This is a genomic window from Streptomyces sp. NPDC031418 (assembly GCF_055581605.1).
In genome coordinates, this window is record NZ_JBVIJC010000010.1 from 100,259 (window position 1) to 117,687 (window position 17,429).

Here is a 17,429-nt window from a genome sequence, read left to right on the forward strand (position 1 = left end):
GTGAGGGGTGACCGCCCCGGCGGTCACCCCTCCCCCCTCACTCCACGGTCAGCTCCAGACGTTGCCCTGGTTCTGCGCGTGCGCCCCGTGCTGGCCCATGCCGAACTGGGCGGCGAGGCCCTGGCCGATCACCGCGTTCTGCGGCGGCAGCAGCTCGCTGGGCTGGACCAGCGCGTACCCGGTACCCATGAAGCTCAGCTCCCAGCCCTCACCGGTGTTGCCGCGGCGCCGCCACACCCCGGAGGAGTGCGTCTGGGCCTGCATCTGCACGCGCAGCCCGGTGGACCAGGCGACGATCGCGTCGGCGTCGCAGTTGACGTACCGGTCGGGTGTGACCTGCATCAGCAGCGGCGCGCCGGACGTCATCAGGGCGACCCGGCCGCGCCCGGTGATGTTCAGCTGGTACTTCCCGGAGCCGGAGATGCCGTAGAGGCTGTCGACGGCGATGACCTCGTGGTGCAGCGAGGAGTCCATGGCGAGGACGTAGGAGCTGTCCACGGTCAGCCCGTCCTGCTCGACGTCCATGATGTGCACGTGCTGGGCGAGGTTGGCGAGGTAGACGGTGCCCTGGCCGTGGCAGCGCATCAGGTCCACGCCCTCGCCGGTGCGGGCACGCGCGCGTGCCTGCCCGTTGCTGCGGTACTCGGCGTCGAACTCGATCAGCCCCTGGTAGGCGACCATGGTGCCCTTGCGGGCCAGGATGTCGTCGTGGCCCTCCAGGGCGACCCGGAGCAGCTGCGCGTTCTGAAGGCTCCAGCGCTCCTGGGTCTGGACCTCGTTGTGCGCGAAAAGCGGACTCTGCATGGTGTTCTGGCTCCCCCTCAGCCCCGGAACCGGAGGCGGTCGGTGCTGTCCTCGCTGGGCTGGACGACGACGATGCCCTGACCGGAGAAGGCCATCTGGAAGGCCTCGCCGCTGCCCCGGCCGATCAGCGACTGCGCCTTGAAGCTGCGCTTGCCCTTCACCTTGAGGTTCGGCGACCAGGCGACGAGCGCGTCCGGGTCGACGTACGTCTCGTCCTCGCCGCCGCCGCAGTCGACGACGATGGGCGTGCCCCGGGAGGTCAGCGCGACCCAGCCCTGCCCGGAGATCTTCGTGTTCCACAGGCCCTGGCCGGCGAACTTGGCGAGCCCCTTCACCCGCTCCACGCCCCAGCTGAGGTGGGCGTCGAAGGCGAGCAGGTTGGTGGCGTTGACGGAGATGCCGTCGCCGTTGAGGTTGAGGACGACGACGTTCGCGCCGTAGTCGGCGAGGTAGAGCAGTCCGTCGCCGGAGCACTTCATCAGCGGTGCGCCCTCGCCGGTGATCCAGTCCCGGGCGATCTGGCGGACCGCCGGCGGGTTGGGCTCGTACTGGATGAAGCCTTCGTAGGCGACCATCGAGCCCACGCGCGCGAGGAGGTCGTTTCCGGTCTGCATGGCGACCTTCAGCATGTGGCTGCCGTGGTTCTCCATGCGGGCGGTGACGGGTGCGGGAGCGAAGCCCGCGAGCGGCTGGTTCATGACGGGCTCCCTCAGACCTCGTACGGCTGGACGACGATGAAGTTGCCGGGCGCGCCCCGGAACTGGAGGTTGACGCTCTCCCCGGTGTCGCCCGGGTAGGCGTTGCGGCGCATCCGGACCTGGCTGGAGACGATCACCTGGGCGGCGGCCGACCAGGCGACGACGGCGTTGCAGTCGGCGAAGGTGGTCGGCGTGACCGGCAGCACCACGGGCGTGCCGTGGGTCTTGACGACGATCGTGCCGGTGCCCTGGAACTGCATGGTGAACAGCGCGCCGCCGGGGATGCCGTGGCCCTCGATGCGCCGGACCTCGTGGTGCAGGCCCTCGTCGAAGGCGAGGACGTTCTCGGCGGAGACGCAGATGGCGTCGCCCTGGAGTTCGATGGGGTGCAGATGGGTGGCGTTCTCGGCGAGGAACACCTGGCCCTGGCCGGTGCAGCGCATCAGCTGCATCTCCTGGCCGGTGGCTCCGCCGACGATCCGGCCGGCGAACCCGGCGCCCTTGTAGCTGAAGTCGACCTTGCCCTGGTAGAGCACCATGCTGCCCTGCTTGGCGAGCACGGGCTGGCCGCCGACGCCCAGGTCGACGCGGATGAGCTTCTTGTTCTGCGGCGTCCAGCGCTGTCCGTTCGGCGTCTCCTTGAACGCCTGGAGCGCGGCCGTCACTCCGGCACCGCCCTGCGGGGCGCCCTGCGGCGCGCCGTAGGGGGCCGTGGGCTGGCCGGGGACCTGGCCGTACCCCGGCGGCATGGGCGGGGCCGGCTGGCCGCCGTACGCGGGCGGCTGCTGGCCGTAGCCCGGGGGCATCGGCGCGCCCGGCTGACCGCCGTACGAGGGCTGCTGACCGCCGTAGGGGGGCTGCTGCGGCGGCTGGCCGTACGGCGCCGGCGCCGGGGCCGGCGGCGGGACGGTGCCGCCGGCGGGCGCGGTCAGGGGTGCGATGACGGTGGGCGCGCCGTGCACGTTGGGCGCCGGGGCGGGCGGCGGGGTGTGGCCGGGCTGCGGGGTGAAGCCCTGCGGGCCGGGCTGGAACGCCGGCGCGGGCTCGGCCGGGGCGCCGAACGCGGGGGGTGCCGTGGCCTGCGCGGGCGGGGCGAAGCCGGGCGTGGCGCCGGGCTGCGGCTGCTGCGGGGCGGCCGGGGCCTCCTCCTCCAGCACCTCGCCGCCGAAGTTCTTCAGCAGCGCCTCCAGACCGCCGTCGAAGCCCTGCCCGACCGCGGCGAACCGCCAGCCGTCCTTGAAGTAGATGTCACCGAGCATCACGGCGCGCTCGGTGGAGAACTCCGAGCCGCTGAACGCGTACCGGGCGACCTCCTCGCCGCCGGCCACGATCCGCAGATAGCCGGGGGCGATCTGGGACATCTGCCCGGCGCCGTCCAGGGTCGCCGTGAAGGACAGCTTGCGGATGTGCGAGGGGATCCGGTCGAGCGTGACCCGGAAGGACTCCGTGTCGCCCGCCTGGGCGCCCAGCAGCTGGATGGACTCCTCCGGGGTCTTCGGCTGGTTGAAGAAGACGAAGTACCGGTCGTCCGAGAGGCGCTCCTCGGCGTCCAGTCCGAAACAGCTGATGTCGAAGGTCAGCCCCGGCGCGGAGATCTGTACGCCTACGTACAGATCCGTGCCCGCCGTGAGATCACTGATCCTGGCCTTGTGGCCGCGTTGGAAGTCCCTGGCCATGCGATACGACCGTCCCCCATCCCGAGTGCGAGTGCGTCGCGCCAGGCTAACGGCAAAGGCGGGCGACGGCCGTAGCCGGTACAGACCCGGTACACAACCGCGCCCGGGCACTCACACGGATCGTTCACACGTGCGGGTCAGCCGTCGCGGCCGGCCGGTCCCTCGCCGCGGGCGCCGGGCACGTGCGGGAGCCGTTCGGCAGCGACCACGCCCTCGAGGTAGCCGCGCGCCCGCTCGGTGCGCGGATAGGCCTCCAGCAGCCGCCAGAAGTCGGGGCCGTGCCCGGGGACCAGCAGATGCGCCAGCTCGTGGCAGAGCACGTAATCGACGACGTAGTCCGGCATGCCCTGGAGCCGGTGCGAGAGCCGGATGCTGCCCTCGGCGGGGGTGCACGAGCCCCAGCGGGTGTTCTGGTTGGTGACCCAGCGCACGGACGCGGGCCGGGCGCGGCCGTCGAAGTACTGGGCGGACAGCCGCTCGGCCCGCTCGGCCAGCTCGGCGTCGCCCAGCACGCGCCGGCTCTCCTGTGCGGCGAGCTTGTCGAGCATGACAGTCACCCAGCGCTGCTCCTCCGCCTTGGACATCCGGGCGGGGATCAGCACGACGGTGCGATCGCCCTCGCGGTACGCGGAGACCGTCCGGCGGCGCCGGGCGCTCCTGCGGACCTCGATCGCGCTCGCCCCCGAGCCGCCGGGCGGCTGGCTCGTCGTGCTGCGCTGTGGCTTTCCGGCGCGGTGCAGTGGGTCGACGGGCACGCCCCGACGTTACCCGCTGGCAGGGGCGAAGTCCCGGCTCAGGGGTGGTTGCGTGGGGGTTCTTACGGCGGGATCGTTCCGGCGGGATCCCTGTGCCGGATCGGTGCCGGATCACTTTGTACGACGAATCACCCCGCCTGTGGATAACTCGGCGCATCCGGTGCCGGAGGCCGGGCATGCTGGGTGGCGTCGGCGGGACATGACCGCTCCCGTCGGCGGACGGGGACGTCGGTCGTCCTGGATCACGGGGGGCTGTCATGCATCCGATGGTGAAACCCGCGCTGCGGCGCGGCTGGCGCGATCTGAACACCGTGCAGTTCGGGATGACCCCGGCGCACGCCCTGACGCTGGGGCCCATGGATCCGGCGACGGGCAGCTTCCTGGAGCTGCTCGACGGCACCCGGGGGCTGCCGCTGCTGCGGGCGGAGGGCCGGCGGATAGCGCTGTCGGAGCGCCATGTGGACGCGCTCGTGGACGGGCTGGCCCGCGCGGGGCTCGTCGACGACGCCCGCGGCGGCGGACCGGCCGCGGATGCGCTGCGGGAGCGGAAGGACGTCCTCCAGCGGCTGCGCCCCGATCTCGCCTCGCTCTCCCTGACCACGCGGGAACCGGGGGGCGCGCTGGCCCGGCTCGCCGCGCGGCGCGCGCTGCGGGTGCAGGTGCGGGGCGCCGGGCGGGTGGGCGCGGTGCTGGCCTCGGCGCTGGCGGCCGTCGGGGTCGGTGAGGTGGAGGTGCGGGACGTGGGCCGCGTGGAGCCGTGGGACGTGGCACCGGGCGGGCTGTCCGCCGAGTCGCTGCGCGAGCGCCGGGACACCGCCGCGCGGGCCGCGGTCCGCCGGGCGGCCGTGGACCGCCCGCCGCGGCATGCCCACTCCCCCGGCTCCGGCGCCGGGGAGCCCGGGTTCTCCCTGGTGATCCTCGCGCCCCGGGACGACGTGGCCGTGCATGCGCCCGACCCGGTCACCGCCGAGCCGCTGATGGCCGCGGGCATCCCGCATCTGTATGCCGGCGTGGTGGAGGGCACCGGCGTCGTGGGTCCGCTGGTGCTGCCCGGTGAGTCGAGCTGCGCCCGCTGTCTGCACGAGGGCCGCACGGACCGGGACCCGGCCTGGCCCCGGCTGATCGCCCAGTGGCGCTCGGGGCGGGCCCGCCAGGTCGGGGCCTGTGATGTGACGCTGGCCACGACCGTCGCCGGCCTGGCCGCGGCGCACGCCCTGGCCTTCCTGGACGGGGCGTCCCCGTCCAGCACCGGAACCCGCTGGGAGGTGTCCCTGCCCGGCCTGACCTGGCGCGCGCGCCCGGTCGCGCCGCACCCGGCATGCGGCTGCGGCGCGGCGGAGAAAGGCGAGGCGGAGAAAGGCGAGGCGGCAAAGGGTGAGAAAGGTAAAAGGGAGCACTCCTCAACCAACGGGGAAGCGCGCGCGACAATGGCGGTGCAACGGCCGGTGACGGAGCGCGGACGTGACGCGGGCGCGGCACGGCCGACTGGGACTTGGAGGGCGCATGTCTGATCTTCCCCGGAAGGCGGTCACCCGGACCGCCAAGCTCGCCGCGCTCCCGCTCGGCATCGCCGGCCGGGCGACCTGGGGGCTGGGCAAGCGCATCGTGGGCGAGTCCGCGGAGATCGTCGGCCGGGAGCTGCAACAGCGGACGGCGGAGCAGCTCTTCAAGGTGCTCGGCGAGCTGAAGGGCGGCGCGATGAAGTTCGGGCAGGCGCTGTCCGTCTTCGAGTCCGCGCTGCCCGAGGAGGTCGCCGGTCCCTACCGTGCGGCGCTGACCAAGCTCCAGGAGGCGGCGCCGCCGATGCCGACCCGCACGGTGCACACCGTGCTGGCGGAGCGGCTGGGAGCGGACTGGCGCGACCTCTTCGAGGAGTTCGACGAGAAGCCGGCGGCCGCGGCCTCCATCGGCCAGGTGCACCGGGCGGTGTGGCATGACGGCCGTGCGGTGGCGGTCAAGGTGCAGTATCCGGGCGCCGGTGAGGCACTCCTGTCCGATCTGAGCCAACTGAGCCGCTTCGCCCGGCTGTTGGGGCCGCTCATCCCGGGCATGGACATCAAGCCGCTGATCGCGGAGCTGAAGGACCGGGTCGCCGAGGAGCTGGACTACGGGCTGGAGGCGCAGGCGCAGGCGGCGCACGCGGAGGAGTTCGCGGACGACCCGGACGTGGTGGTCCCCGCGGTGGTGCACCAGTGCGAGCAGGTGCTGGTCACCGAGTGGATCGACGGTGTCCCGCTGTCCGAGGTGATCGCGGGCGGCACGGAGGAGCAGCGGGACCGGGCCGGTCAGCTGCTGGCCCGCTTCCTGTTCTCGGGTCCGGCCCGCACCGGGCTGCTGCACGCCGATCCGCATCCGGGCAATTTCCGGCTGCTGCCCGGCGGTCCGGCCGGCGCGCAGGACTGGCGCCTCGGTGTGCTGGACTTCGGCACGGTCGACCGTCTCCCCGGCGGGCTGCCGGCGCCGATCGGCGTCTCCCTGCGGATGAGCCTGGACGGGGACGCCAACACGGTCTACGAACTGCTGTGCGAGGAGGGCTTCGTCAAGGAGTCCATCGAACTGGACCCGGACGCGGTCCTGGACTACCTGCTGCCCATCATCGAGCCGGCCCAGGTCGAGCAGTTCACCTTCACCCGGTCCTGGATGCGCAGCCAGGCGGCCCGCATCGCGGACCCGCGCTCACCCGCCTACCAGCTCGGCAAGCAGCTCAATCTGCCGCCCGCCTACCTGCTGATACACCGGGTGACACTGAGCACCATCGGTGTCCTGTGCCAGCTGGGGGCGACGGTCCGGCTCCGGGAGGAACTGGAGGAGTGGCTGCCGGGCTTCGTACCGGCGCACGAGCCGAGCGAGGCCGAGCTGTCCCGCCGGCTGCCCGAGGAGGAGCAGGCACCCGAGCTGCCCGAGGAGGAGCAGGCGGCGGAGGCCTGAGCCGTCGCACCGGCTGTCACCACCAGGCCGAGTCCAGCCGCCCCTCGATGGCCCGCAGGTTCTCCCGGGAGCAGCTGTCGCAGAAGAACCGGCGGACGCCGCTCTCCACGGAACAGGTCCAGGTGACCGGCGGAGGGCCGGCCGCGGAGGTGCCGCAGCGGGCGCACACCACGGGCGCCCGGGGCTCCTCGGTGGAGCCGCCCTGATCACTGCCGGGAAGACTCGTCACCCGGCGACGATATCGCCGCGCCCGGGTGTTCGCGCGCACAACGCACCGCGGGGGCCGGTCCGTTCGGCCGGACCGGCCCCCGCGGGGAGGCTGCACCCCCCGGTGCCGGGGGTCACTGCTTCAGGTGTGCGAATTACTGCATGACGGCCATGGCCAGCGCCCGGCGGGCGCGCAGCGAGGCGCGCTCGGCCCGGCGCTGCATCCGCTGGGCGACGACCAGGCTCATGGCCCGGCCCTCCCTGCGGGCGTCATGGAGTCGCTCGTGCATATGCGCACGGGCCAGGGCTTCTTGCATGAGTTGCATCTCTCGGGTCCTGTTCTGGCGCGCCTCGGTGGCGCCGGTGGTGGTGAAGTCTGGGGTCGCGGAGCCTGCGGGCTCGCTGGTGGACGGCTTCATCGGGGCCTGCTTCTTGGGGTCGTGCGTGAGGGGGCGATCGATCGTTCCTGCGGTGTTCATGCCGTGACCGGGTTCTTCCGCGGGCGACCACGCGGCCGCTTCCGGGCGACGACGACACCCTGGACGAACAGCTCGCCGCCCCAGACACCCCAGGGCTCACGCCGCTCCTTGGCGCCGGCGAGGCAGGCCTCCATCAGCGGGCAGGTGCGGCACAGGGACTTGGCGTACTCGACGTCCGCGGGCGACTCGGCGAAGAAGACCTCCGGGTCGTAGGAGCGGCACGGGACGGGTACGCCGAGGTTCTCGATGGCGTCGTCGAGCGCGGTGAGCGCGGTGAGGGGGGTCAAGGTGGAGTCCTCCGTGAGGCCGGGCGGGGGGATCGTTTGCGAAGGCGGTACGGACGGGGCGTGCGCTTCGAGTTGCACGGTTCGTCTTCCTCGTCTGTCGGTCCGGCCGGTTGACCGGGTGGCTTGGTACCGGGTTCTTTCGTTGTCCCGAGGCCCCTTCGTCCCGTCGTCCCCGTTCGGGGAAAACAGAAGGGCCGCGGATCCCGGATGGGGTTCCGCGGCCCTGAAGGCGCCGGCCTGATCGGCGATCAGGCTGGATCACTCCAGGGTTCTGGCCCACGGAAGGCCCACATCAGGTGGTGCTGCGTCGTCTGCTTGCGGAATCCGGCACCGGCCGCCGCAAAGGCATAGGCATGTGCCTGTGCCTCTACCGTTTCCAGTGCCTTGGTCGGTCGCTCGTTCCGCTCATTCCGCTCGCGGACGGGAAGACCCGCGAGGGACAGGGAGGACGCCGGACGGACGGCACGAATGCCGGACAGACCGGTGCCCTGGTACGAGACGCCGAGCATGGACAGGGAGACGGCCGAGCGATCGGTCATTTTGGCCGTGCTGTTGGTGCTGGTGTTGATGCTGATCACTGGACTCGCCTCCTCTCGGCGTCTCATGGGACTGGGGTGAACCAGTCCGTGCGGATATGCAAGTACAACACGGAGTCCGGCCCTTGGAGAAGGCCGTTGCTTCCGTGCCTAGAACCTATGGGGATTGCCGGGGCATGCGCAAACTATTTTTTCGACGAGTTCGTATCACTCGCTCACGTCGGCGTCCCCGAGTGTCTGGCCTGCGCAGATGGCCAGAACGTCGGCGCCGTAGCTGCGCAGCTTGCGGCTGAGGACGCCGGGGATGCGGGAGAGTTCGGCGGTGTTCTCGGGCCGCGCCTCGGCGATGGCGATCAGGGTGCGGTCGGTGAACACGCAGAAGTCGGGCTGGCCGCTGCGCTCCGCCTGGACCGCCCGCCACTCCCGCAGCCGCTCGTAGAGCCCCTCGTCCATGTCGGAGGGGCAGTCCTCGCAGCGCATCAGTTTCATCTCACCGGCGTCGGTGAGGGTGCGGCCGCAGACCCGGCAGCGGGCCGGGGTGCGCTGGGTGCGGCGGGGTGCGGCGCCGGCGACCGGGGTGGTCCCGCGCTCGACGCTGCCGGCGGCACCGGCGCCGGAGCGGCCGACGGTGGGGGTGGTGCCGGGGCGCAGGCCGTCCAGGAAGCGGCTGGGTCTGCGGTTCGGCCGGCCGCCGGGGGACCGGGACAGCGCCCAGGAGACATGGAGCCGTTCACGGGCGCGGGTGACGCCGACATAGAGGAGGCGGCGTTCCTCCTCGATCTGCTCGTCGGTCTTGGCGTAGGTGATGGGGAGCATGCCCTCGGCGACGCCGACCAGGAAGACGACGTCCCACTCCAGTCCCTTGGCGGCGTGCAGGGAGGCGAGGGTGACGCCCTGCACGGTCGGGGCGTGCTGGGCGTTGCTCCGTTCGTCCAACTCGGCCACGAAATCGGCGAGAGTGGCGCCCGGCCTGGCGGCGGCGAGGTCCTGGGCCAGGCTGAACAGGGCGGCGAGGGACTCCCAGCGCTCCCTGACGGCTCCGGAGCCGGCCGGCGGCTGGTCGGTCCAGCCTTCGCCGGACAGCACGGCCCGCACCTGTGAGGGCAGGTCGACGACGTCGTCCAGCAGGGAGTCGTTGCCTCCGAAGCGGGCGGCGGCGCGCAGGGCCGCGCCCGCCTTGCGCACCTCCGGCCGGTCGAAGAAGCGCTCGGCGCCGCGCAGCTGGTAGGGGACGCCGGCGTCGGCGAGTGCCTGTTCGTAGGTCTCGGACTGGGCGTTCGTACGGAACAGGACGGCGATCTCGGCGGCGGGGACGCCGGCGTCGATCAGTTCGCGGATGCGGCGGGCGGCGCCTTCGGCCTCGGCGGGCTCGTCGGCGTACTCGGTGTAGCCGGGTTCGGGGCCCGCGGCGCGCTGGGAGACCAGTTCCAGCCGGTGGTCGGCGGCGCGGCCGCGGGCCTGGGCGAGCAGGCCGTTGGCGAGGCGCACCACCTGGGGGGTGGAGCGGTAGTCGCGGACCAGTTTGACGACGGTGGCGTGCGGGTGGCGGACGCGGAAGTCGAGGAGGTGGTCGGGGGTTGCGCCCGTGAACGAGTAGATCGTCTGGCTGGCGTCACCGACGACGCACAGGTTGTCGCGGTCGCCGAGCCACAGCTCGAGCAGCCGCTGCTGGAGCGGGCTGACGTCCTGGTACTCGTCGACCACGAAGTGCTGGTACTGGGCGCGGACCTGTTCGGCGATGTCCTGCCGGTCCTGGAGGATGGCGACGGTCAGCAGCAGGACGTCCTCGAAGTCGATCACCGCGCGGTCGCGTTTGACGTCCTCGTAGGCCGCGTAGAGATGGGCGATCTCGGCCGGGTCGCGCGGGGCCTCGCGGCCGGCCTTCGCAGCCGCGTACGGGTAGTCCGCGGGGACGGTCTGGGTGACCTTGGACCATTCGATCTCCGCGGTCACATCGCGCAGCTCGCCCCGGTCGAGCCGGGTGCCGCAGGCGGCGGCCGCGTCCGCGACGAGCTGGAGCTTGCGTTCGGCGATCCGGGGCATGCTGCCACCGATCGCTTTCGGCCAGAAGTACTGGAGCTGGCGGAGGGCGGCGGAGTGGAAAGTGCGGGCCTGGACGCCCTGGGCGCCGAGCTGGCGGAGCCGGCCGCGCATCTCTCCGGCGGCGCGGTTGGTGAAGGTGACGGCGAGCACGCTGGACGGCTGGAGGATCCCGGCGCGCACGCCGTAGGCGATGCGGTGGGTGATCGCCCGGGTCTTGCCGGTGCCGGCTCCGGCCAGCACGCACACCGGTCCGTGCAGGGCGGTGGCCACCTCGCGCTGCTCGGGGTCGAGCCCTTCGAGCACCGCGTCGGCCGAGGCCGGTACCTGCGGGAAGAGAGGGGAGTGCGTTGCTGCTGTCACACCGCCATGCTGCCAGGTCGCCCGGGGCTGCCGCGTCGGTTGTCCACAGGCGGGAGGGTTTCGTCGTATTAATGCGGCAGGTGTCACACGGGTCGGTCATACCCCGGGTGGGAATGGCGGGCCGGTGGCTTACGTTCTCCCCCTGGACGACTTTTCCCCAGTCCCGAGGAGCGCGAGACACATGCAGGGCACTGTGACGATGTACAGCACGACGTGGTGCGGCTACTGCCGGCGGCTGAAGAGCCAGCTGGACCGGGAGGGCATCGCCTACACCGAGATCAACATCGAGCAGGACCCCGCGTCCGCCGCCTTCGTGGAGAAGGCGAACGGCGGGAACCAGACGGTTCCGACCGTGCTCTTCGCGGACGGCTCGACGCTGACGAACCCGTCGCTGGCCCAGGTGAAGCAGAAGCTGGCCGCGTGACGCGCTGAGCGGCTTCGCGGCAGCGGGGCGGTCCCTGATCCGTCAGGGGCCGCCCCGCTCTGTTTTGTCCCACACCAGGACGCCGCAGCCTACGTGCGGGTGTCTCAGAAGGAGCCGCGGGTCGGCAGCGGCTTGCCGTACCACATCTCGATCAGCCGGGCGGCGATGGAGATGCCGTAGGGCGGCAGCACCTCGCCGGACTCGAAGGCGTCGTGCAGCTCCTCGCGGGAGAACCAGCGGGCCTCGTGGATCTCGTCGCCGTCGACGTCGATCTCCGTGGTGGTCGCGCGGGCCATGAAGCCGAGCATCAGGCTGGACGGGAAGGGCCAGGGCTGGCTGGCGACGTACTCGACCGGGCCGACGGTGACGCCGACCTCCTCCGACACCTCGCGGCGCACCGCCTGCTCGATGGACTCGCCCGGCTCCACGAACCCGGCGAGCGTGGAGAAGCGGCCCTCGGGCCAGTGCATCTGCCGGCCGAGCAGGATGCGGTCGTCCGCGTCGGTCACGGCCATGATCACGGCCGGGTCGGTGCGCGGGTAGTGCTCGGCTCCGCAGGCCGAGCAGCGGCGGATGTGCCCGGCGGCGGCGATGACCGTGCGCTCGCCGCAGCGGGAGCAGAAGCGGTGGGTGCGCTGCCAGTTCTCCAGGCCGACCGCGTGGACCATGAGCCCGGCGTCGCGCGGCGACAGCAGCAGGCCCGCCTCGCGCAGGCCCGCCGGTCTCGCCGACTGGTCGATCCGGCCGGGCAGCGAGTCCTTCTGGAGCGCGAAGTAGCTCACGCCCTCCTCGTCGATGCCGAGGAAGTAGCGGTGCGCCTCGGTGAGCGGGGCCTCGAACGACGGCGTCATGACCAGCTCGGTCCGGCCGTCCGGTGTCTCGTCGATGAGCACCTGGCCGCCGGAGACCACGAAGCAGCGGGTCGTGGGGTGGCTCCACGCCGCCGCGAGCCAGGCCTCGTCCAGCCGGTGGTGCGCGGCGCGGTCGATGCCGCTCGGAGCGGTCAGCGAGATGGGTCGGTCGGCGGTGTCGTCGGTCCAGGTGGTCACGGGTGCTTCCAACTCCCCCAGTGGCGGCGGTTCGGTTCGGCGGGCGGTTCGGCGGGACACGGAGTGGGCGGCACCGGGCCGGGCGCGGGCGGGGCGGGCGGGGCGTCCCTCCAGTGTGCCCCGCGCGCGATGCCGTCCGTACGGCGCCGTCCGGTCAGGATGCGGGACGCCAGTTCTCGGCCAGGTCGCCCCACAGGTACGCGCTGGTCTCGACGCCCTTGAGGAGCAGGTCCAGCTCGACCTTCTCGTTCGGGGCGTGCCAGCCGTCGGAGGGGACGGAGATGCCCAGGAAGAGCACGGGGGCTCCGAGGACTTCCTGGAGGTCGGCGGCGGGGCCGGAGCCGCCCTCGCGGGTGTAGCGGACGGGGCTCTGGAAGGCGCGGCCCATCGCGCGGGCCACGGACTCCAGCGCGGGGTGGCCGAGCGGGGTCAGACAGGGGCGCGTGGCGGAGCCGAAGTCGATCTCGCAGCGGATGCCGGCGGGTATCTGGTCGGCGACCCAGGCGCGGACGGCCTTCTCGATGTGGTCCGGCTCCTGGCCCGCGACCAGCCGGAACGAGAGCTTGACCAGCGCCGTGGACGGGATGATCGTCTTGCTGCCGGCGCCCTGGTAGCCGCCGCCGATGCCGTTGACCTCGGCGGTCGGGCGGGCCCAGATGCGCTCCAGGGTGGTGTGTCCGGCCTCGCCCTGGGCGGCGTAGGACTTGGCGGTGCGCAGCCAGCGCTCCTCGTCGAAGGGCAGCTCGGCGAAGAGTTCGCGCTCGCGGTCGGTCAGCTCGACGATGCCGTCGTAGAAGCCGGGGACGGCCACGCGCGCGTGCTCGTCGTGCAGGGCGGCGACCAGGCGGGCGACGGCGGTGGCCGGGTTGGGCACGGCGCCGCCGAAGGATCCGGAGTGGATGTCCTGGTCGGGGCCGTACAGCCGGATCTCGCACTCGGCGAGGCCGCGCATGCCGGTGCACACGGTGGGGGTGTCCTCGGCCCACATGCCGGTGTCGGAGACGATCACGGCGTCGGCGGCGAGCCGCTCGGCCCGCTGCTCCACCAGGGCCCGGAAGTGCGGGGAGCCGGACTCCTCCTCGCCCTCGACGAGCAGCTTCAGGTTGACGGCGGGGGCGGTGCGGCCGGTGGCGGCGAGGTGGGCGCGGACGCCCAGTGTGTGGAAGAACACCTGGCCCTTGTCGTCGGCCGCACCGCGCGCGTAGAGGCGGTTGTCGCGGACGACCGGCTCGAAGGGCTCGCTGTCCCAGCCGTCCTCGCGGGCGGCGGGCTGCACGTCGTGGTGGCCGTAGACCAGGACGGTCGGCGCGTCCGGGTCGCCCGAGGGCCACTCGGCGAACACGGCCGGGGCGCCGTCGGTCGGCCAGATCTCGGCGGTCGGGAAGCCGGTCTCGCGCAGCTTGGCGGCGAGCCATTCGGCGCTGCGCCGTACGTCGGGCGCGTGCTCGGGCTGGGCCGACACGGAAGGGATGCGCAGCCATGCGGCGAGGTCGTCGAGGAAGGCGGCGCGGTGCTGCTCGATGTACGTGCGGACGGCGCTGTCCGGGGTCTGGCTCATGCTCACGAGCCTATCGGCCCGCACCGACATCCTCGGCGGGCGGTTCGTCACACCTAGGTTCCGCCCCGTGTCACTTCGGTGACACCGGGGCCCGGTTCCGGTTCGCCGTCGAGCAGCCGCTCCAGCGCGGCCCGGTCCGGGAGGTGCGCGGGGCGTACGACCTCACCGCTGCGCACGTACAGGAAGGCGGCCGTGACCGAGGCGAGCGGCACGCCCTGCTGCTCGGCCCAGGCCAGGCGGTACACCGCGAGCTGGAGCGGGTCGGCGGTGCGGTGGTGACCGGTCTTCCAGTCCACGATCTCGTACGTCGCCGACGACCCGTGTCCGTTCCGGTAGACGGCGTCGATGCGGCCGCGGACGACACGGCCGGCGAGCGTGAGCTGGAAGGGCGCCTCCACCCGGTACGGGGTGCGCCGGGCGTACTCGGTGCGTTCGAAGGCCTCTTTAAGGGCTTCCAGGTCGCGCTCGTCGCTGATCTCGGCGTCGCTGCCCGGCAGCTCGTCCGGTTCCAGCAGGGGCAGCGTCAGCTCCTCGAAGCGGGCCTCGACCCAGGCGTGGAAGCGGATGCCCCGGCGCGCGGCCGGTTGTGGGGGGCGCGGCATGGGGCGTGCGAGTTCCTGTGCGAGCCCGTCCGGGTCGGCGGCGAGAAGCAGCAGCTGGGACGCGGTCAGGCTGGCGGGCAGCGGAACGTCCGTGACGGTCCTGCGGGCGCGCAGCAGCTCGCCGGTGAGGGCGTCCAGGTCGCGGTCCCAGGAGGCGACGGTGCGGGCCTCCTCGGGGGTCAGCTCCTCCTCGGGGGTGCGCTCGTCCCGGGTGGGGCGGGGTTCCGGCTCGGCGGGGGCGGTCGCCTGGTGCGGGACCGTCGGCCGGTCCGCTCCCCAGGAGTCCCAGTCGTCGGGATCGTCGTACGGGGGTTCGTCGCCGTAGGCGTCCGGGCCGTACGGATCCTCGTCGTCCGGGGGCGGGGGCCAGTCGGGATCCTCGAAGGCGGCGGGGTCGTGGGCCGCAGGCGGGGAGCCGTCCGGCTGGGCGGCCAGGGTGTCCAGGTGGGCGAGGACGGTCTCGGCGGCCGCGCGGCGGCGAGCCAGCGCCGCGGCGTCCAGCGGCAGCGGCCACACCTGGTCGGCCGTGGGCGTGCCGAGGGCCGGGTTCTCCTCGTCCTCGGCGGGTTCCTCGGCCCAGGCCTCGATCTCGCCGTGTCCGGCCGCGCAGTGGTCGTACAGGGCCTTGAGGAAGTCGGAGGGGCCCCGCGGCTTCTTCTGGCTGGGGCCCCACCAGTGGCCGGAGCCGAGCAGCAGGGACCGCGGGCGGGTGAAGGTGACGTAGCCGAGGCGCAGCTCCTCGGTGTGCTGGTGCTCCTTCATGGCCTCGTGGAACGCCTTCATGCCGCGCGCGTCCCAGGATCCGGCGTCGGGCAGGGTGTCGGCGTCGCCGCGCAGGGCGTGCGGGACCACCTTGGCCTGCGCGGTCCACTTCTCGCGGCCCTGGGCGCTGGGGAAGGTGCCGCTGACCAGGCCGGGCACGGCGACGACGTCCCACTCCAGGCCCTTGGACTTGTGCGCGGTGAGCACCTTGACGGTGTTCTCGCCGCCGGGCAGCGCGTTGTCGAGGCCCTTCTCGTACTGGGCGGCGGTGCGCAGGAAGCCGAGGAAGGCCAGCAGGGTGGCCTCGCCGTCGCTGGCCGCGAAGGAGGCGGCGACGTCGAGGAAGTTGGACAGGGTCTCGCGGCGGCGGGCGGCCAGGGCGTGCGGGGACGCCGACAGCTCCACCTCCAGGCCGGTGACGGCCAGGACCCGGTGCAGTACGTCCATCAGCGGGTCGGCCAGCGAGCGGCGCAGTTCGCGCAGCTCGGTGGCCAGGCGGGCGAAGCGCACGCGCGCGTCCGGCGAGAACGGCAGCCCGTCGTCGTCCGCGGCGGTCTCCACGGGTGCGTCGACGAAGGTGTCGAGGGCGTCGGCGAGCGATATCACCTCGGACGGGTCGACCCCCTCCACGGCCGCGGCGAGCCGGCGGTCCGGGTCGTCGGTGTCCGCCACGCGCGCGTGGGCGACCAGCAGCCGGGCCCGCCGGCCCAGCAGGGCGAGATCGCGCGGGCCGATGCGCCAGCGCGGACCGGTCAGCAGCCGCACCAGGGAGGCGTTGGCGCCCGGGTCCTGGAGCACCTCGCAGACGGCGACGAGGTCGGCGACCTCGGGCAGATGCAGCAGCCCGGACAGGCCGACCACCTCGACGGGGATGTCCCGGGTGACGAGGGCGCCCTGGATCTCGGCGAAGTCGGTGGCCGTACGGCACAGCACGGCGATCTCGCCGGGGGGCGTGCCGGTGTGCACGAGGTGGGCGACGGAGTCGGCGATCCAGTCGATCTCCTCGGCGTGGGTGCGCAGCAGCGCGCAGCGGACCGTGCCGTCGTACTCGGCGCCGGGGGCCGGGCGCAGGGCCTGCACGCCCGCGTGCATGGCGCGCAGCGGCTCGGCGAGGCCGTTGGCGAGGTCGAGGAGGCGGCCGCCGCTGCGGCGGTTCTCGCTGAGCGCCTGCCGGGTGGCGGGGCGGCCGTCGGCGTGGGCGAAGTGCGTGGGGAAGTCGTCGAGGTTGGCGACGGAGGCGCCGCGCCAGCCGTAGATGGCCTGGCAGGGGTCGCCGACGGCGGTCACCGGGTGGCCGGTGCCCGCACCGAACAGCCCGGCCAGCAGGACGCGCTGGGCGACGGAGGTGTCCTGGTACTCGTCCAGGAGGACGACGCGGAACTCCTCGCGCAGCAGCCGGCCCACCTCGGGGATGCGGGCGAGACGGGCGGACAGGGCGATCTGGTCGCCGAAGTCGAGCAGGTCCCGCTCGCGCTTGGCGGCCCGGTAGCGCTGGACGAGATCGGCGAGTTCCCGGCGCGCGGCGGCGGTCTCGGGGACCTTGCGCAGGTCGGCGTTGGTGAGCTTGGCGCCGTGCAGGGTGTCCAGCAGGTCGGCGTCCCAGGCGCGCAGTTCCTCGGGGGTGACGAGGTGTTCGGACAGTTCGGCGTCGAGCGCGAGCAGGTCGCTGACCAGGTCGGCGAAGGAGCGGGTCAGCGCCGGGTAGGGGCCGGGCGCCTCGCGCAGCACACGGGCGGCGAGCTGATAGCGGGTGGCGTCGGCGAGCAGCCGGGAGGTGGGCTCCAGGCCGAGGCGCAGACCGTGGTCGGTGAGCAGCCGTCCGGCGAAGGCGTGGTAGGTGGAGATCACCGGCTCGCCCGGCGGATTGTCCGGGTCGATGACGTCGGGGTCGGTGACGCCGGCCTTGATGAGTGCCTTGCGGACGCGTTCGGCCAGCTCGCCCGCGGCCTTGTTGGTGAAGGTCAGGCCGAGGACCTGTTCCGGCGCGACCTGTCCGGTGCCGACCAGCCAGACCACGCGGGCCGCCATCACGGTCGTCTTGCCCGATCCGGCTCCGGCCACGATGACCTGCGGGGCGGGCGGCGCGGTGATGCAGGCCGTCTGCTCCGGGGTGAACGGGATGCCGAGAAGCTCCTTGAGCTGCTCGGGGTCGGTGATACGGGCGGGCATGTCGGAAAAGGCTAGCGGCGGGCACTGACAGCCGAGCGCACATCCACCGGTCCGGGCGGAGAAGACGCAGGTCAGCGGCGGTCGTGCCGTGC

General features: G+C 72.9%; 15 protein-coding genes. 3 read left to right on the forward strand and 12 right to left on the reverse strand.

The features are described 5' to 3' along the window. Positions 1-48: 48 nt before the first annotated feature. From ACZ5CZ_RS16445 to ACZ5CZ_RS16460, 4 genes are all read right to left on the reverse strand, one after another. Positions 49-804 carry an AIM24 family protein gene (locus ACZ5CZ_RS16445; RefSeq protein WP_468943258.1) on the reverse strand — a complete coding sequence of 252 codons (756 nt, stop codon included), beginning with the start codon at positions 802-804 and terminating at the stop codon, positions 49-51. A gap of 17 nt (positions 805-821) precedes the next feature. Next, positions 822-1,502, reverse strand: coding sequence for an AIM24 family protein (locus ACZ5CZ_RS16450; RefSeq protein ID WP_385840112.1), 681 nt, complete (start codon positions 1,500-1,502; stop codon positions 822-824). Positions 1,503-1,513: 11 nt separating this feature from the next. Beyond that, positions 1,514-3,178, reverse strand: a complete 1,665-nt coding sequence (locus tag ACZ5CZ_RS16455; protein WP_385840113.1) for a TerD family protein — start codon at positions 3,176-3,178, stop codon at positions 1,514-1,516. Between the two features lie 137 nt (positions 3,179-3,315). Continuing rightward, entirely contained in the window at positions 3,316-3,933 is a 618-nt protein-coding gene (locus ACZ5CZ_RS16460; RefSeq protein WP_468943261.1) for a M48 metallopeptidase family protein, read from the reverse strand. Positions 3,934-4,190: 257 nt separating this feature from the next. Between ACZ5CZ_RS16460 and ACZ5CZ_RS16465 the strand changes: the two genes are divergently transcribed. Next, positions 4,191-5,444 carry a TOMM precursor leader peptide-binding protein gene (locus ACZ5CZ_RS16465; RefSeq protein WP_468943263.1) on the forward strand — a complete coding sequence of 418 codons (1,254 nt, stop codon included), beginning with the start codon at positions 4,191-4,193 and terminating at the stop codon, positions 5,442-5,444. Further along, positions 5,437-6,861: an ABC1 kinase family protein gene (locus ACZ5CZ_RS16470; protein ID WP_468943266.1), complete on the forward strand. Its 1,425-nt coding sequence runs from the start codon at positions 5,437-5,439 to the stop codon at positions 6,859-6,861. The genes ACZ5CZ_RS16465 and ACZ5CZ_RS16470 overlap by 8 nt, the downstream gene beginning before the upstream one ends. A 16-nt stretch (positions 6,862-6,877) precedes the next feature. Here the strand turns inward: ACZ5CZ_RS16470 and ACZ5CZ_RS16475 are convergent, their stop codons facing one another. The 5 genes from ACZ5CZ_RS16475 to ACZ5CZ_RS16495 form a co-directional block, all read right to left on the reverse strand. Further along, a complete protein-coding gene (locus ACZ5CZ_RS16475) occupies positions 6,878-7,090 on the reverse strand; it encodes a hypothetical protein (RefSeq protein WP_385840117.1) in 213 nt (70 codons plus the stop codon). A 133-nt stretch (positions 7,091-7,223) separates the two neighbouring features. Further along, complete coding sequence (locus tag ACZ5CZ_RS16480; protein ID WP_385840118.1) at positions 7,224-7,547, reverse strand: hypothetical protein; 324 nt, start codon at positions 7,545-7,547, stop codon at positions 7,224-7,226. Next, positions 7,544-7,912, reverse strand: coding sequence for a WhiB family transcriptional regulator (locus tag ACZ5CZ_RS16485; RefSeq protein WP_103817702.1), 369 nt, complete (start codon positions 7,910-7,912; stop codon positions 7,544-7,546). Before ACZ5CZ_RS16485 ends, ACZ5CZ_RS16480 begins: the two co-directional genes overlap by 4 nt. A gap of 170 nt (positions 7,913-8,082) precedes the next feature. After that, complete coding sequence (locus ACZ5CZ_RS16490; RefSeq protein ID WP_385840119.1) at positions 8,083-8,412, reverse strand: hypothetical protein; 330 nt, start codon at positions 8,410-8,412, stop codon at positions 8,083-8,085. A 165-nt stretch (positions 8,413-8,577) separates the two neighbouring features. Beyond that, positions 8,578-10,773 carry an ATP-dependent DNA helicase UvrD2 gene (locus tag ACZ5CZ_RS16495; RefSeq protein WP_468943271.1) on the reverse strand — a complete coding sequence of 732 codons (2,196 nt, stop codon included), beginning with the start codon at positions 10,771-10,773 and terminating at the stop codon, positions 8,578-8,580. A 181-nt stretch (positions 10,774-10,954) separates the two neighbouring features. Between ACZ5CZ_RS16495 and ACZ5CZ_RS16500 the strand changes: the two genes are divergently transcribed. After that, positions 10,955-11,197, forward strand: a complete 243-nt coding sequence (locus ACZ5CZ_RS16500; RefSeq protein ID WP_385840122.1) for a mycoredoxin — start codon at positions 10,955-10,957, stop codon at positions 11,195-11,197. 104 nt (positions 11,198-11,301) lie between these two features. Here ACZ5CZ_RS16500 and nudC read toward each other — a convergent pair whose 3' ends face one another. The 3 genes from nudC to ACZ5CZ_RS16515 all read right to left on the reverse strand — a co-directional run bounded on the left by nudC (position 11,302) and on the right by ACZ5CZ_RS16515 (position 17,337). Continuing rightward, positions 11,302-12,246, reverse strand: coding sequence for an NAD(+) diphosphatase (nudC, locus tag ACZ5CZ_RS16505; protein ID WP_385840123.1), 945 nt, complete (start codon positions 12,244-12,246; stop codon positions 11,302-11,304). A 154-nt stretch (positions 12,247-12,400) separates the two neighbouring features. Beyond that, the gene (locus ACZ5CZ_RS16510; protein WP_385840124.1) at positions 12,401-13,804 is read right to left on the reverse strand and encodes a dipeptidase; all 1,404 of its coding nucleotides are present in this window, start codon (positions 13,802-13,804) and stop codon (positions 12,401-12,403) included. A gap of 53 nt (positions 13,805-13,857) precedes the next feature. Next, positions 13,858-17,337, reverse strand: coding sequence for a UvrD-helicase domain-containing protein (locus tag ACZ5CZ_RS16515; protein WP_468943276.1), 3,480 nt, complete (start codon positions 17,335-17,337; stop codon positions 13,858-13,860). Positions 17,338-17,429: the final 92 nt, after the last annotated feature.